This window comes from Chryseobacterium cupriresistens, assembly GCF_046614675.1.
Taxonomy (GTDB): Bacteria; Bacteroidota; Bacteroidia; order Flavobacteriales; family Weeksellaceae; genus Chryseobacterium; species Chryseobacterium cupriresistens.
This window is the reverse complement of the sequence record NZ_JBKKJT010000013.1, coordinates 54,443-71,061: the sequence shown is the minus strand read 5'-3', so window position 1 is coordinate 71,061 and position 16,619 is coordinate 54,443. Positions and strand designations below refer to the sequence as shown.

Below are 16,619 nucleotides of genomic sequence, written 5' to 3'. Positions count from 1 at the left end.
TTTGTTTAATTAAATCCTATTGTTATCTCGAATGTATTGAATTTTAATCAATTTAGATAAAACTACTGGTTCGTTTTTAGTTTTTGATTATTTTGTGTGTATACTTTTCGTTTATATTTATTTTTTAAAAGAATTTTTTCACTATAAAGACTTAATTAGCAAAACCATTTTTAATGGCAAAAACGGCTAGACCTACGCGGGTTTTAAGATCCAGTTTTTCACATAGCTGATCACGGTAGCTTTCTACTGTTCTCGGACTGCAGCACATTCTGTCGGCAATTTCCTTATAACTGAGTTCGGTTACAGTGTATTTCAGAAACTCTTTTTCTCTGTCTGAAATTTTTATCGCCATTTCAGATTCAGTCTCTTTGTTCAGGTTGGAGAATATAATTTTGGAAGCCCAGTCCGGATAAAAGAAGCCATCACTATTGAGTCGGGTAAGTGCGGTTTCCAGATCTCTTGGATGGGTGTTTTTCAGCAGATAACCTTTTGCTCCGCTTTTAATCATCTTAATTACGCTGTTGTCATCTCCCTGCATACTGAGAGCCATAATTTTAATATCGGGATGGTTTTTTGTAAGCCAGACTGCCGTTTCAAAACCGTCCATAATAGGCATACTGATATCTAAAAGAATAATATCAGGAATGGCATTGCCTTCTTCAAATTTTTGGATAAGATCTTTCCCGTTCTCGCTTACATAGATGACTTCAAATTCACTGAAGTTACCTATAATTCCTTCCAGGGCTTTTGCAATAAGTATATGGTCGTCAACAATTACGATAGATTTTTTCATGACTGCTTTTTTAAGATAATATTGATTTGGGTTCCTGCATTTTCCCGGCTTTCCATACGAAAACTAGCTCCTATGATTTCCGCTCTGTTTTTCATATTGGTAAGGCCTATTCCGTTGGATTTGATCTGTGAAGTATCGAACCCGATTCCATCATCACGAATATCAAGTTCCCAAAGGATGTCTTCAGACGTATTCAGGCTGATAAAAATATTTTTACAGCGGGAATGTTTTATACTGTTCTGAATAAACTCCTGGGTAATCCTAAGAAGAACATTTTTATGAACAAAGCCCAAGTCCAGTTGTTTAAAATTATGCTCAAAATTTACATGGCACTTTTTAAAGGAATTGGTATTGTCTACTTCTTCCTGTATCAAAGTTACAATTTCCTTCTGGTTGATATTGTCGTCTGTAAGTGTTTTTGACAAGCTTCTGAGATCCTGCAAAGATTGGTTGATGATTTGTGAAACCTGATCAATTCTTTCACTTGCTTCGGATACTTTATTTTCATAAAGCATCTGTTGTACATAGAGGCTTACCAGGGTAAGTTTCTGACCAATATTGTCATGCAGTTCTCTTCCGATCTGCTGCATGGTGGCCTGCTGAATTTCCAGTTGGGTAGAAAGGAGCTCTCTCTGATGAAGTTCATTTTTTCTTTCAATTTCATTCAAATACTCTTTTTTTCGTTGCCTGTAATTCCGGATATAGATAAATACGGCAATTACAAACATCAAAAAAAAGATATTGAATGAGATGATAGTTATTAAGAGCTCTGTTTTCCCCATATAAATGAACTTGCAAATAAAATATACATAACCGCTCCTGAAACCTGAAAATATATAAAATAAATATCCCAGATATCTATATATTTCCACAGAAGAGAGTTGAACGTCATAAATGGCATATTAGCAATATAAAAAAGTGTTACTCCCAAATTAATATAAAACATTTTGTTTTTGCTGAAATTAAGAATATCAGACGAATTAACCTGTTTATAATACTCCATAATAACCAGAGCCATTAAGAGTAGACACCCTATATTATAATTGAATGAAAAGATGACTTTCTTTTCCGGAAAAAAGAGTGCCCTGAGAATATATGTTAAAAGATATGCTCCCGTTAAGATATAGAATAGTTTTGTTTTCTTTAAAGACTCTTTTGCGTACAGCCAATAAAAAAATATAAACTGCAGTGGAATCACAAAGTAGTTGTGAAAATTTATCCTGTCTATTTTAAGCGGTTTTTCTCCCCATTTTACAGCTGACTCACACAGGAAAATAAGAATCAGATAAATTGCCAGATATTTCCAATGTTGTTTTTTTACACGATTATAATAAATCAGGGAGATTATAGCAGCAAAGGCTTCTCCCCAATACATAAATGATGAAAAAATTTTTTGAATCTCAGTCATACTGTATTTAAGACTATGAATAGTAATTAATAAGATGTACCCATCGGAGGTGATGGCGGAATAAGTGTTCCACTATTTTCTCCAAGACCGGTATCACTATCTTCTCCCATACCTTTGTTTGCTAATACTAAAGATTTTCCTTCAGCACTCTGAAAAGGATTGAAATCATAATCAATAAGCTCTCCGGTTTCATTGGCTTTTTTTAATGTTGGGACCATCACCAGCGTGTGTCTTCCTGCATATTCTGTCGGAACAGGATGTGAATCCATGATAGACCAGTTTTCCTGTTTCGGATAAGTAGCATAATAAAATCTGATCCCTAAGTCTTCTGAAGATGCAGCTGGGTTCACTTTGGCAGCTTCTTCTTCGATCTTTGCAATAAAACTTTTTAGTTTAGGAAGATCAAACCAGATGGAATGAGCATCTTGTATTCCTAAAGCGGTATTAATAGCATTGAGATGATTTTGACGGTAATTGTCAATCAGAGCCTGGATAAGACTGTTTGACATGATTCCAGGTTCCAGTGGATTGTTTGATTCTGTATTCATAGCTTAGTGGTTTGCAGATAAAACTTAATTAATATGCAAATTTCGGAAAAATAATGGTAGAAAATGTATCTGTTAATAGGGAATTACACTGTTATTTTTACCGTGATTTTACGGATTGTATATTTTATAAAGAATAAGTTGGAATTTGGAGAAAATCTTTCAATCTGAATTCTTTGAAAGGCATACGGGGGGCAAAACACAAAAGGTCGCCTTTTACAAGCGACCTTTTATATTGTTTTTAAAATTTTTTACAGAACTCTTAATCCTGCGCGAGGGCCGGATGCTGAAATGGTAGCCTGCATTCTGCTGTTTTGTTGTTGTGTAAACATAAACAATGTTGTTTCGTCAGAATAATCCATGTAATTCATAAACATTACAGAGCGTGAAACTCCTCCGCAGGTTTCGTATCTCGGATAAGTTGGTACACCGGAGTGTTTTGTAATCTGTTGAGGTGTATCATCTACGAAATCGTTACCACAGTTGGCGTCTCCCCAGATATGTCTTAGATTTAAGTAATGTCCAACCTCGTGTACTGTTACTCTTCCCTGATTATGAGTGGCATCAGGACCACCTTCACCCACATAATCGTCCATCATAACAACACCGTCGTTCCAAAGTCCTGCATCTTCCGGGAAAGTAGCATATCCTAAGACATATCCGGACTGATACGGCATATAATCAACTACCCAGATATTCAGATACTGGTTAGGATCCGTAGAGTCCATTCCTCCTGTAGATGCTTTTTTCATTTTATCATCCGGTGCCCATCTGGAAGTCTTTGTCGACTTTCTGTTAATGCCCGCCAATCTGAATTTAATTTTGGTATCTCCTGCATTTACCGGTTGAAATTCTGCCGGAATCTTGGAAATATCAGAATGTGTAGATGCGAAGGCTTTATTAAGTACATCTATTTGGGAATTTATCCTGACATCTGATACGTTATTTGATGCTTTTGTGTAAAGGACATTGAAGATGACCGGTATTTCTACGCTTCCGTCAGGCAAAACTTTACCCATTTTTTTCTGCTCGATATAGTTTGCGGTCTGGCTTTCTATCTGAAGCATTCGCTGCATAGCTGCAGGATCTTCAGCAAGGTGTTTTTTTCTGAGAATATCAGAGCCGCAGAAGGCCTCTTTGCCGGCTGTGATATTGGTTTCTTCCACGTTTGTGTTCTCTGGAGTAATGTTTTCTGTTTCATTATTATTACATGAAACCAGGAGTGTGATTAAGACTCCGAAAATTGTTTTTTTCATAAAATCTCGTTTTTTAGTAAAACGAATATAGGTGAAATTTTAATATGATATATTTAATTAATAAGTTATTATTTTATGTTAAATTTAATTTATTTGTATTTTGTATGAAATATTTATATTATTGATATTATTTTTTAATAAATATGCTACAGATTAGATTTTTTAATAGGAATATTTTTTCTAAAAATTTGAAATTAAATGTAAATTATTATTTATTGAAAATAAATTACTTGAAAAGATGTTGGTATAAAAAATAAGTGCTGCAGATTATTCTACAGCACTTACTTACAAAAATAATGTATATGAAAAAAACTATTTTATTATTCAGTAGGTCGGAAAACCAAACCTGTTTCTACAAAGTAATCCAGCGTAATTCTATCTCCATCATTTACATTTCCTGCAAGAATCTCTTTAGAAAGTTTGTTTAAAACTTCCTGCTGAATTACTCTCTTCAGTGGTCTTGCTCCGAAGGCAGGATCATATCCTTTGTCCATCAGATAATCTACTGCGTCCTGAGTGAAAGTCATAATAATGTTTCGTTTAGATAACATTTCATTAAACCCTCTCAGCTGATACTGAACAATTTTTCCGATTTCTTTTTTTCTTAAAGGCTGGAAGAGTACAATTTCATCAATTCTGTTCAGGAATTCCGGACGGAGCGTTTGTTTCAGCAGATCGAATACTTCGTCTTTTGTTTTGTCTACAATTTCATCCTGATTTTCCTCCGTAAGATTCTCAAAATTCTCCTGAATCAGATGTGACCCTAAATTCGAGGTCATGATGATGATGGAATTCTTGAAATTCACTACACGGCCTTTATTATCCGTCAGACGTCCGTCATCCAAAACCTGAAGTAATGTATTGAAGACATCAGGATGTGCTTTTTCAATCTCGTCTAAAAGCACTACAGAATAAGGTCTTCTTCTAACCGCTTCAGTCAATTGTCCGCCTTCATCATATCCCACATATCCAGGAGGCGCTCCTACTAATCTGGAAACACTGTGACGTTCCTGATATTCACTCATATCAATTCTTGTCATATTGTTCTCATCATCAAATAAGAACTCTGCCAGTGCTTTTGCCAGCTCCGTTTTACCGACTCCGGTAGTTCCAAGGAATAAGAAAGATCCGATAGGCTTTTTATCATCACTCAATCCGGCTCTGTTTCTTCTGATCGCATCTGCAACCGCCTGAATCGCTTCATCCTGTCCCACAACTCTATGATGCAGTTCGGCCTCAAGATTCAATAACTTATCTCTTTCTGATTGCAGCAATTTAGTTACAGGAATACCTGTCCATTTAGCAATCACTTCAGAGATGTTTTCAGCAGTCACTTCTTCTTTGATCAGTTCATTCTGATGATTCTGCATTTCGAGTTCAACCTTGGCAAGCTCTTCTTCCTTTTCACGAAGTTTTCCGTATTGGATCTCCGCTACTTTTGCATAATCTCCGGCTCTGGAAGCTCTTTCTGCTTCGTGTTTCAGAGATTCTATATCTTTTTTGATCTGGGTAAGATCTTCACTTTTCTGTTTTTCTTTCAGCCATTTGGCATTGATCTCATTTCTCTGTTCGGATATTTTTGCAATATCTTCCTTAAGGTGATCAATCTTGGTCTGGTTGCCTTCTCTTGAAATAGCAGCAAGCTCAATTTCCATCTGCATGAGTTTTCTGTCCAGAACGTCCAGTTCTTCCGGTTTGGAATTGATTTCCATTCTCAGCTTTGCAGAAGCTTCGTCAATAAGGTCAATGGCTTTATCCGGTAAAAAACGGTCTGAAATATATCTTTGAGACATTTCCACAGCGGCAATAATTGCCTCATCTTTGATTCTTACTTTGTGGTGAGCTTCGTATTTATCTTTAATACCACGAAGGATAGAAATTGCAGATTCAGTATCCGGTTCTTCCACCATTACCTTCTGGAAACGTCTTTCCAACGCTTTATCTTTTTCAAAATACTTTTGGTATTCATTCAATGTAGTGGCACCAATCGCTCTTAATTCTCCTCTTGCCAGAGCAGGTTTCAGAATGTTGGCAGCATCCATTGCTCCTTCACCACCTCCGGCTCCTACCAAAGTGTGGATCTCATCAATGAAAAGAATAATCTGTCCATCAGACTTGATTACCTCATTCACCACAGATTTCAGTCGCTCTTCAAATTCACCTTTGTATTTTGCCCCGGCGATCAAAGCTCCCATGTCTAATGAATAGAGAGTTTTATCCATCAGGTTTTCAGGGACGTCGCCACTGATAATTCTGTGGGCAATTCCTTCAGCAATTGCGGTTTTACCTACTCCCGGTTCCCCGATAAGGATAGGGTTGTTTTTTGTTCTTCTGGAAAGAATTTGCAAAACTCTTCTGATTTCTTCATCACGTCCGATGACAGGGTCCAGCTTACCTTCTGCTGCTAATTCATTAAAGTTTTTAGCATATTTATTTAAAGACTGATACGTTTCTTCTGAACTTGCAGAAGTAGCTTTACTTCCTTTTCTTAATTCTTTAATTGCGCCTTCCAGCAGATTTTTGGTTACACCCATATCTTTCAGCATTTTGGAAACTTCAGAAGAGGTGTCCAAAAGAGATAGCCATAAGTGTTCAATCGTTACATATTCGTCACCCATCTTCTTAGCGATATTTGGTGCGTCCAGCAATACTTTGTTGGCAGATTGTGAAAGATAAATATTTCCTCCCTGAACTTTAGGAAGCTTTTCTAAATTTTCACGGTTGCGCTCTCTTACTAATGCTGCATCTGCTTCAGATTTTTTTAATAAGAAAGGCGAAATATTTTCATCTACCTGAAAAATTCCTTCAAGAAGATGTTGAGGTTCAATGCTTTGGTTGCCAAACTCCATCGCAACCTGTTGTGCTGCCTGGATGGCTTCCTGTGATTTTACAGTATATTGGTTTAAGTTCATATTTTATATATTTTTGGTAATGATTCGTTTAAAGTTTAGTTTTTAAAAAACATCAAGAAACCAAATTCTAAGGCTCAGTTTCTTAATGCCATCAATTATTTAATCATTTATTCGATGACTGTATCGCAAAAACTGTTCAATTATTAAATTTACAAAAAAACTGGACAAATTTTCCGGATATTATATTTTTAACGGAAATTTAACTTGACAAAATTTCCGGTTTCGTCATTATCTCTTTATAATTGATGAACAAATCGTCATAGCAGATAAATAACTCAACGATTAAACTGAAGATGAAGACTTTTTTCTTTTTATGATCAAAAAAACGACAGTTTAAATCAGAATAATTACTTTTGCATTTTACCAGATGGAACTCAAAGAAAAACAGAGAAAAATACTCAACGTAGCAGTAGAACTTTTCAAAGAGAAAGGGTATATGGGAAGCTCAGTACGAGACCTGGCTACAAAACTTAATATCAAAGCTGCATCACTGTATGCACATATCCGTTCAAAGGAAGAAATTCTGGAATGGATTTGCTTTGGCATTGCTCAGGAGTTTTTCGATGAACTTCAGGAAGTAAAAAATACCAATATCGCTCCCAGAGAAAAACTGAATCTCTTATTAGATAAACACTTATCTGTTGTTCTTAAAAATCGTGATGTTACCCATATCTATTCCAATGAATGGAAACATCTTGAGGAAAGGCTTCCCGAATTTGTAGAATTAAGGAAAAACTACCAGCAGGAAGTAGAACAACTGATTTTTGAGATCTACAAAGCAGAAAACTGGGAACTGAAATCACCATCATTTACCACCAGATTTATCCTTCATACTTTAAATAATTCCTATTTCTGGTTCAAAAGAAGCAGCGATTCTACGGATGAAATTACAGAAGAAATCAGAGAGAAAATTCTTTTCGGCCTGCTTGGAAACCAGAAGAAATAAGCACGCCGTTTGTCATTGACTACATCAAATCTTCGATTTCTGACGAAGGAAGAATCTCATAGTTATGTTATTTAATCATGTATTTAATAAGAGATTCTTCGCTACACTTCGTTCCGCTCAGAATGACATTGGACATAATTTTAAGCACTTTTCTTATTTAGAATCATTCAAAATATGACAAAAGTCATAAAAATTTTGCCAGCTTCCGAAATCTTTTTAAATTTACACCTAACAAATGTTAGTTAGTTTTATGGATTTTTCAGTTGAATATCTGGAGCTGGGTCAGTTGAGACAGCTTCAATCCGACCGGTTGATTAGCCTGATCAGCTATTTGGGAGAGAAGTCGGAATTTTATAAAAAGAAATTTGATGAACTTCAAATATCCCCTCAGGATATAAGGTCGATTGAGGATATCACTAAACTTCCTATTACTTACAAGCAGGATTTAAGAGATAACTATCCGTTCGGATTATTTACGGTTCCTAAAAATGAGCTTCAGCGGATTCACTGCTCAAGCGGAACGACAGGAAAACCGACTGTGGTAGGATATACAAAAGAAGATGTAGAGCTTTTCAGTGAAGTGGTGGCAAGATCACTGAATGCTGCTGGTGCTAAACCGGGAATGCAGTTACATAATGCTTATGGTTATGGGATTTTTACAGGAGGATTAGGTCTTCATTACGGAGCCGAAATGCTGGGAATGAGTGTTCTTCCCATTTCAGGGGGAATGACGGCAAGACAGGTAGATCTTATTGTAGATTTTAAACCGGAAGTGATCTGCTGTTCTCCTTCATATGCTTTAACGATTGCAGATGAATTTGCAAAAAGAGGAATATCAGCAGATGAAATCAGTCTTAAATACGCTGTGCTGGGTTCAGAGCCATGGACGGAGATTATCAGAGGACACATTGAAGAAAGATTAGGCGTTCATGCAACCAATATCTATGGATTAAGCGAAATTATCGGTCCCGGAGTTTCCATGGAGGATTTCGAAGAGAAGGGAGGAGCTTATATCTGGGAAGATCATTTTTATCCCGAGATTTTGGATCCTGTTACCAAACAGCCGGTTCCTTTTGGAGAAGAAGGGGTTTTAGTGATTACTACTTTAACTAAAAAAGCAATGCCGCTTTTACGTTACTGGACGAATGACATTACAAGTCTTTACTACGATGAAAATGCCAAAAGAACAATGGTGAAAATGAAACCTATCGTAGGAAGAGCAGATGATATGCTGATCGTAAGAGGAGTAAACGTATACCCAAGCCAGATTGAAGATGCTTTTTCTTATGTAAAAGGAGTGGTTCCCAATTACTATTTAACACCTGTAGAGAAAGAACACATGTGTATTGCTTTGGATATTGATGTTGAAATAGATGACGAATTGGTAAAATCTCAGAAAATGGAAGCCAATACCGATGATTATTTTAATTTTGTCGGCAACTTTGGGAAAAACATAGAAAACGAAATAAAAAAGAGAGTAGGAATCACTACGAAAGTAAAAGTTCATGCTCAGGACAGCCTGCCAAAGTGCGAAGGTGGAAAAATTAATAGAATACTAAAAAAATAATGAATTCATTTTATAAACTTAAAACAGTTAAAGTTCAGAAAGATACTTCCGAAGCAGTGAATGTGGCGGTAGAAATTCCTGAAGAACTGAAAGATAAGTTCAGGTTCAAGCAGGGACAATATCTGAATTTCCGAATGATGATCAACGGAAATGAAGAAAGACGTTCTTACTCTATCTGTAATGCTCCAAGTGAAAAAGGCAATACACTGGAGGTATTGGTGAAATTATTGGAGGGTGGAAAGGTATCTGGCTATTTCAATGAGCATCTTCATATGGATGAAGTGCTGGAAGTAATGCCTCCGATGGGTGGTTTTAATACCTCTTATCATCCAAGCAATGTAAAAACTTATGTCGGACTGGCTGCAGGTAGCGGAATTACGCCTGTATTATCCAATATTAAAGAAAGTCTTTATCAGGAACCTAACAGTAATGCTTATCTGTTTTACAGCAACAGAAGCATGAATCATGTTTTAAGAAAAGCAGAGATTGATAAACTGGTTGAACACTTCAATGGCAGGCTTAAAGTGGTTTATTTAGTAAGCCGTGAGAAACATGAAGATCCGGTTTTTGAAGGAAGGATTTCATCAGAAAAATTAGAACAGCTGTTTGAAAGATATACAGATATTGATGTAAAAGAAGCTACTTATTTTATTTGCGGACCTTCAGAAATGATTAAAGGGATTGCAGACTATCTGAAAAAAGATAAAAAAGTACCTGCTATCCAGGTATTATTTGAATATTTCACCGCTCCGGATGAAGAAAATACGGAGGAAATGAGTGATGAATTCAAGGCCATTGCCAATATTGAAAGTATGGTAACGGTAATCATTGATGACGATGAATATTCGTTCCACCTTAATTCTAAAAAAGAGAGTATCTTAGATAAAGCATTGAAAGACAATCTTCCTGTACCTTTTGCATGTAAAGGAGGTGTTTGTTGTACGTGTAAAGCACAAGTTCTGGAAGGAGAAGTTTTCATGGAGAAAAACTATGCGCTTACCGAAGAAGAAGTAGCTAGAGGCTATGTTCTTACCTGCCAATGTCACCCGACAACGAATGTGGTGATGCTTAATTATGATGTTTAAAAATTAATGTAACAATATAACAATGTATCAATATAACAATCATTGGTACATTGCTAGACTAATACATTGTTAAATTGAAAAAATTATGGACTTAGAAAAATTTGTTCAATACGTTCACGAAGAAAATAAAGTAGAACCAAAAGATGTAATGCCTGATGATTACAGAAAGCTACTGGTTCGTCAGATTTCACAGCACGCGCATTCTGAAATTGTAGGAATGTTGCCGGAAGCCAACTGGATCTCCAGAGCGCCTTCATTGAGAAGAAAAATGGCTCTTTTAGCCAAAGTTCAGGATGAGGCAGGCCACGGCTTATATCTTTATTCTGCTACCGAAACGTTAGGAGACGGAAGCATCAGAGCAGACAGAGATGCTACTTATGATGATATGCTGGAAGGAAAAGCAAAATATTCAAGTATTTTCAACTATCCTACCCTAAGCTGGGCTGATATCGGTGCCATCGGTTGGTTAGTAGACGGTGCGGCTATTATGAACCAGGTAATGCTGATGGGGAATTCTTACGGTCCTTATTCAAGAGCGATGGTGAAAATCTGTAAGGAAGAATCTTTCCACCAAAGACAAGGGTATGAAATTCTTATGGCATTGTGCCGTGGAACAAAACAACAGAAAGAAATGGCTCAGGCTTCATTAAACCGTTTCTGGTGGCCGGCTCTGATGATGTTCGGACCTAATGATGACAGCTCACCCAACTCTAAAATCTCTATGAACTACAGAGTAAAAAGAGAAAGTAATGACAGTCTTCGTCAGAGATTTATCGATGTTACCGTTTCTCAGGCTGAATTCTTAGGATTAACCATTCCTGATAAAGATCTGAAATGGAATGAGGAAAGACAGCATTACGATTTCGGAGAACTTCCCTGGGATGAATTCATGGAAATCTTAAAAGGAAACGGTCCTTGCAACAAAAAGCGTATCGAAACGAAGAGAAAAGCTCAAAGAGAGAATGCTTGGGTAAAAGAAGCTGCGGCGGCTTTTGCAGAAAAACAACAAAAAGAAGTAATATAATAATGTAACAATATACCAATGTAGAAATGTAACAATCATTGTCATGCTGAGCTTGTCGAAGCATTTCATTGTTAAACTGGTACATTGATACATTGTTAAATTAATTTGATTATGGCAAATTTAGATATGTGGGAAGTGTTTATTCAGACTAAACCGGGATTATCTCACAAACACGTTGGAATTGTACAGGCACCAACAGCAGAAATGGCTTTGCAGAACGCAAGAGACGTTTATACAAGAAGAAAAGAAGGAACCTCTGTTTGGGTTGTTCCAAGTAAATATATTGTGACTTCGGAAGGAGTAGATAAAGAAGCATTCTTTGATCCGGCTGATGATAAACTATACCGTCATCCAACTTTCTACGAGATTCCTAACGACGTAAAAAATATGTAAAAATGCTAATGGCTATTAGCTGCTTGCAATTTGCTAAAAGCTACATGCCAAAAGCCAAAAGCTAAAATAATGAACCCATTATATAATTATTTATTAAAACTTGCAGACGACAGTTTCATTATGGGACAGCGTCTGTCTGAATGGTGCGGTGAAGGTCCTTACTTAGAGGAAGATATTGCATTGACAAATATTGCGTTGGATGAACTAGGTCAGGCGAATAACTTTTACGTTTACGCTTCGAGAATGATTGATAACGGTAAAAGTGAAGATGATATCGCATTTTTAAGATATGAGCATGAATATGTGAATGCCCATTGGGTAGAACTTCCTAATGAAGATTATGCACAGACTATTCTTAAAGTATACGTATTATCTGTCTATCAGAAACTGATGTATGAGGCTTTATCAAACTCTGCTAATGAAGAATTGGCTGCCATTGCTCAAAAATCACTGAAAGAAGTAAGATATCACTATACACACGCTGCATCCTGGATGAAAATCTTTGCTCAGGGAACAGAAGAAAGTAAGTCCCGTCTGGTAAAAGCTATAGAAAATATCTGGGAATATACGAAAGGTCTTTTTGCTAAAACAGAAGGTGAAGATGATCTTGTTGCCTTGAATATTGCTCCCAATTCAGATGCGCTTTACGAAGAATTTCTTGCGATTACCAAGAAAGATTTTGCAGATTTTGGTTTAGAATATCCGGAAAATCATTTCATGCAGCCCAAATCAAGAACAGGATATCATACAGAGTATTTCGGATATATCCTTTGTGAGCTTCAGTATATGCAGAGAGCGTATCCTGGCTGTACGTGGTAGTAAATTATGAAGAAGTTGCTTCTTGGGATATTGGCTTTTTTTCTTGCAGCCTATGTGATACTATGTGTTGGAATCTATTTTTATCAGGAGAAAATTATTTTTTATCCTGAAAAGTTACCCGAAAATTACAAGTTTACATTTGATGGTGATTTTGAAGAAGTACCCATTAAAATGCAGGATGGAAAGCATTTGAGTTCTGTTTTATTCAAAGCTCAAAATCCAAAAGGAGTCATCTTTTATCTTCATGGAAACGGAGGATCAATAAAAAGCTGGGGAGTAGTAGTTCAGCTGTATCAAAGTCTGAATTATGATACTTTGATACTTGATTACCGGGGTTACGGAAAAAGTGAAGATAAAATTAATAATAAAAATCAGATCTTTTCGGATGTTGAAAGTGCCTACAAAGAGCTTTTGAAAAGATATCCGGAAAACAGAATTATTATTTTGGGATATTCTGTAGGAACAGGATTAGCTGCAAAATTAGCATCCATGCATAATGCAGGATTATTGATTTTACAGGCACCATATTACAGTATGGAAGATGAAATGAATCAGAAATTTTCATTCCTTCCGAAGTTTTTGCTGAAATATAATTTTGAGACTTGTGAATATTTAAAAACCGTTAAGTCACCAGTCGTTATTTTTCACGGTGATAAAGATGAGGTTATTAACTATAAAGCCTCTTTAAAACTTAAAAATAACTTTAAAAAAGGTGATCGTCTGATTGTATTAAAAGATCAGTATCACAACGGCATAACAGATAATTTAGATTATCAGAAAGCAATGAAAATAATCCTTGATTCTGATAAAAAATAAAATATGAATCAGCTTTTAGATTTATTAAAAACCATTCCCGATCCGGAAATTCCGGTAATCAATATTGTGGAATTGGGTATTGTAAGAGAAGCGAAAATTACCAGCGAGAACTCTTGTGAAGTAACGATTACGCCAACTTATTCTGCTTGTCCAGCTATGTTTACCATTGAGGAGGATATTATCAAAATGATGAAAGAAAACGGATGGGATGCAAAAGTAGTCACCAAGATGTTTCCGATCTGGACAACAGACTGGATTACTGATGAAGCGAGAGAAAAGCTCCGTGTTTACGGAATCACTCCTCCCGAAAAAGGAGCAGACGAACACCACATCGGAAAACCGAAAAAATGTCCGCGCTGTGGTTCCGAGCATACCAAACAGATCAGCAGATTCGGGTCTACTTTGTGTAAGGCCTCGTATCAATGCTTAGACTGCCTGGAGCCATTTGATTATTTTAAATGTCATTGATGAATAATCAACCCATACACAACAAATTTTACGGCTATGCAAAGCATAACGAAGGAATTGTTATAATGTTAAATTATTAGACCGTTACATTGATTTATATTGTTAAATTAGTGCGTTGTTAAATAATAAATTAATAAAAACTATGTATACACAACTTGATATTGAAACGCATTTTGACGGAAAGCTGAAAATCGCATATCTTAATCAACCGGAAACGATGAACGCCCTTACAAAACCGGCTTTATCAGATCTTAGAGACTTTGTTAAAGAGTGCAGCGAAGACGAAACGGTAAGATGTGTTGCCATTTCCGGAAGAGGAAGAGCATTCTGCTCAGGTCAGAATCTGGACGAAGCTTTTGTAGTAGGCAAAGAACACCATGATCATGACATCATCAGAAAAATTGTGGTAGACTATTACAATCCATTAGTAATGGAAGTTACCCGTTGCAAAAAACCGGTTATTGCTTTAGTAAACGGTCCTGCAGTAGGAGCTGGAGCAATGTTGGCGTTAATCTCTGACTTCGTTCTAGCGAATGAGAAAGCATATTTTGCTCAGGCATTTTCAAATATCGGTTTGATTCCTGATACAGGAGGAACGTACTTCTTACCGAAACTTCTAGGTAGACAATTAGCCAATTATTTAGCATTTACAGGTAAAAAATTATCTGCAGAAGAATCTAAAGCGCATGGCCTTGTAGCAGAAGTGTTCACTGAAGAAGAATTTGTTCCGAAATCTATGGAAATTCTTGAAAGAATGGCAAACATGCCGACAGCAGCCATCAAGCTTACGAAAAAAGCATTTGCCAATTCTTATAACAACACATTGAAAGAACAGCTTGAACTGGAAGGTGATCTTCAGCAGGAAGCTGCAGAAACAGAAGACTTCATTGAAGGAGTAAATGCCTTTTTACAGAAAAGAAAACCTAATTATAAAGGAAAATAAGAACTAATATAACAATGTACCAATGTAGCAGTTTATCAATGAGATGCTTCGACAAGCTCAGCATGACAATGATTGTTACATTGTTACATTGATACACTGTTACATTATGAAATATGTAGGAATTATCGGTGCCGGAACCATGGGAATCGGCATTGCACAAGTAGCCGCAACGAACGGATGCAAAGTATGGGTTTATGATGCCAACGCAAAACAAGTAGAAACGGCAACGGTAGGTTTGGAAAAAACCTTGACCAAATTGGTTGATAAACAAAAAATTTCGGCAGAGAAAATGACTGAAATTTTAGCTAATATTTCCATTGCTACAGAACTGAAGGATTTCAAAGACTGTGAGCTGATTATAGAAGCCATTATCGAAAACAAAGAGATCAAAACCAAAGTGTTTACAGAACTTGAAAACTATGTTTCTGAAAGCTGTATTCTCAGTTCCAATACCTCATCTATTTCTATCACCTCTCTTGGTGCAGAACTCAAAAAACCGGAGCGTTTCATCGGAATTCACTTTTTTAATCCGGCTCCATTGATGCCTTTAGTGGAAGTTATTCCATCCTTATTAACAGAAAAAACATTAGCAGAAAAAATTTACAACCTCATGAAAGAATGGGGGAAAACTCCTGTTATTGCCAAAGATATTCCCGGGTTTATCGTCAACAGAATTGCCAGACCTTACTATGGGGAAGCCCTTAGGATTGTTGAAGAAAACATTGCAACACCTGAACAGGTTGATGAAGCCATGAAAACGCTGGGGAATTTCAAAATGGGACCTTTCGAACTGATGGATCTTATCGGAGTTGATGTGAATTTTGCGGTAACAACTACTGTGTACAAAGATTATTTCTACGATCCGAAATACAAGCCGTCTTTATTACAGCAAAGAATGTCTGAAGCCAAACTTCACGGCAGAAAAACAGGAAAAGGTTTTTACGATTACAGCGAAGGAGCAGAAAAACCTGTAGCTCGGAAAGACGAAGCTTTATATCAACAGATCTTTTTAAGAATCATTTCAATGCTGATCAATGAAGCTGTTGAAGCCAAAAGATTAGGCGTTGCCAATGACGAAGATATCGAGCTGGCCATGCAGAAAGGCGTCAACTATCCGAAAGGTTTATTAAGCTGGGGTAAAGAAATCGGATATGCAAAAATCTCCGAAACCCTTCAGAATCTTTACGAAGAATATCAGGAAGAAAGATACAGACAAAGTCCCTTGCTTCGTAAATTATAAAATATACCAATGTATCAGTTTATTAATGGAACAATCATTTTATAAACATTGCTAAACTTATAGATTGTTAAATTGCTACATTTAAAAAAATAATGAATATAGATGAATTCAGGGCTGAACTGGAGACCAGACTTTTAATTGAGAAACAGTATTTAACTCAGGAAGCTTCCTCCGTTGATGAGCAGGAAAGACTTGAGCTTTTAGGAAAATTTAATGAGAAATATAAAGAGCTGATCAAAAGACTGGCCAATGAAAACGGGATTGATTTGAATGATTCATATCCCTCTGAAAATTCATCAGATTCAGAAAGTCTTTCATATGAGCAAGTCATTCTGGGCAAAACAATGAGTGTTTACGACAGATTATCCGATGAGCTGTATGAAGAAATAACAAACATATAATTA

Annotated in this window: 17 protein-coding genes; 11 read left to right on the top strand and 6 right to left on the bottom strand. The window is 36.4% G+C overall.

The window, feature by feature from the left end; all coding sequences use genetic code 11:
- Positions 1–151: 151 nt before the first annotated feature.
- From ACLI50_RS22005 to clpB, 6 genes are all read right to left on the bottom strand, one after another.
- Positions 152–793, bottom strand: coding sequence for a response regulator transcription factor (locus ACLI50_RS22005; protein WP_110010663.1), 642 nt, complete (start codon positions 791–793; stop codon positions 152–154).
- Complete coding sequence (locus ACLI50_RS22000; protein WP_238349623.1) at positions 790–1,461, bottom strand: sensor histidine kinase; 672 nt, start codon at positions 1,459–1,461, stop codon at positions 790–792. The genes ACLI50_RS22005 and ACLI50_RS22000 overlap by 4 nt, the downstream gene beginning before the upstream one ends.
- A gap of 92 nt (positions 1,462–1,553) precedes the next feature.
- Entirely contained in the window at positions 1,554–2,201 is a 648-nt protein-coding gene (locus ACLI50_RS21995) for a hypothetical protein (protein ID WP_411414641.1), read from the bottom strand.
- A gap of 26 nt (positions 2,202–2,227) precedes the next feature.
- Complete coding sequence (locus tag ACLI50_RS21990) at positions 2,228–2,749, bottom strand: hypothetical protein (RefSeq protein WP_411414640.1); 522 nt, start codon at positions 2,747–2,749, stop codon at positions 2,228–2,230.
- 248 nt (positions 2,750–2,997) lie between these two features.
- Positions 2,998–4,002, bottom strand: a complete 1,005-nt coding sequence (locus ACLI50_RS21985) for a zinc metalloprotease (RefSeq protein WP_411414639.1) — start codon at positions 4,000–4,002, stop codon at positions 2,998–3,000.
- A 320-nt stretch (positions 4,003–4,322) separates the two neighbouring features.
- Positions 4,323–6,914, bottom strand: a complete 2,592-nt coding sequence (gene clpB / locus ACLI50_RS21980) for an ATP-dependent chaperone ClpB (protein WP_202840478.1) — start codon at positions 6,912–6,914, stop codon at positions 4,323–4,325.
- Between the two features lie 367 nt (positions 6,915–7,281).
- Between clpB and ACLI50_RS21975 the strand changes: the two genes are divergently transcribed.
- The 11 genes from ACLI50_RS21975 (at position 7,282) to ACLI50_RS21925 (ending at position 16,616) form a co-directional block, all read left to right on the top strand.
- Positions 7,282–7,860, top strand: coding sequence for a TetR/AcrR family transcriptional regulator (locus ACLI50_RS21975; protein ID WP_202840481.1), 579 nt, complete (start codon positions 7,282–7,284; stop codon positions 7,858–7,860).
- Between the two features lie 250 nt (positions 7,861–8,110).
- Positions 8,111–9,427, top strand: coding sequence for a phenylacetate--CoA ligase family protein (locus ACLI50_RS21970; protein WP_343641142.1), 1,317 nt, complete (start codon positions 8,111–8,113; stop codon positions 9,425–9,427).
- Positions 9,427–10,512, top strand: a complete 1,086-nt coding sequence (locus tag ACLI50_RS21965; RefSeq protein WP_330745192.1) for a 2Fe-2S iron-sulfur cluster-binding protein — start codon at positions 9,427–9,429, stop codon at positions 10,510–10,512. The genes ACLI50_RS21970 and ACLI50_RS21965 overlap by 1 nt, the downstream gene beginning before the upstream one ends.
- 85 nt (positions 10,513–10,597) lie before the next feature.
- Positions 10,598–11,536, top strand: coding sequence for a 1,2-phenylacetyl-CoA epoxidase subunit PaaA (paaA, locus tag ACLI50_RS21960; RefSeq protein ID WP_110010672.1), 939 nt, complete (start codon positions 10,598–10,600; stop codon positions 11,534–11,536).
- 111 nt (positions 11,537–11,647) lie between these two features.
- Entirely contained in the window at positions 11,648–11,929 is a 282-nt protein-coding gene (gene paaB / locus ACLI50_RS21955) for a 1,2-phenylacetyl-CoA epoxidase subunit PaaB (protein WP_002981782.1), read from the top strand.
- 69 nt (positions 11,930–11,998) lie between these two features.
- Positions 11,999–12,748: a 1,2-phenylacetyl-CoA epoxidase subunit PaaC gene (paaC, locus tag ACLI50_RS21950; RefSeq protein ID WP_202840487.1), complete on the top strand. Its 750-nt coding sequence runs from the start codon at positions 11,999–12,001 to the stop codon at positions 12,746–12,748.
- Between the two features lie 6 nt (positions 12,749–12,754).
- The gene (locus tag ACLI50_RS21945; protein ID WP_202840490.1) at positions 12,755–13,564 is read left to right on the top strand and encodes an alpha/beta hydrolase; all 810 of its coding nucleotides are present in this window, start codon (positions 12,755–12,757) and stop codon (positions 13,562–13,564) included.
- A gap of 3 nt (positions 13,565–13,567) precedes the next feature.
- Positions 13,568–14,032 carry a 1,2-phenylacetyl-CoA epoxidase subunit PaaD gene (gene paaD, locus ACLI50_RS21940; protein ID WP_202840492.1) on the top strand — a complete coding sequence of 155 codons (465 nt, stop codon included), beginning with the start codon at positions 13,568–13,570 and terminating at the stop codon, positions 14,030–14,032.
- 142 nt (positions 14,033–14,174) lie between these two features.
- Positions 14,175–14,975 (top strand): enoyl-CoA hydratase/isomerase family protein, encoded by an 801-nt coding sequence (locus tag ACLI50_RS21935; protein ID WP_062672201.1) that lies wholly within the window; start codon positions 14,175–14,177, stop codon positions 14,973–14,975.
- Positions 14,976–15,081: 106 nt separating this feature from the next.
- Positions 15,082–16,215 (top strand): 3-hydroxyacyl-CoA dehydrogenase NAD-binding domain-containing protein, encoded by a 1,134-nt coding sequence (locus ACLI50_RS21930; RefSeq protein ID WP_137905310.1) that lies wholly within the window; start codon positions 15,082–15,084, stop codon positions 16,213–16,215.
- Positions 16,216–16,307: 92 nt separating this feature from the next.
- Entirely contained in the window at positions 16,308–16,616 is a 309-nt protein-coding gene (locus ACLI50_RS21925) for a hypothetical protein (protein WP_202840494.1), read from the top strand.
- Positions 16,617–16,619 lie beyond the last annotated feature (3 nt).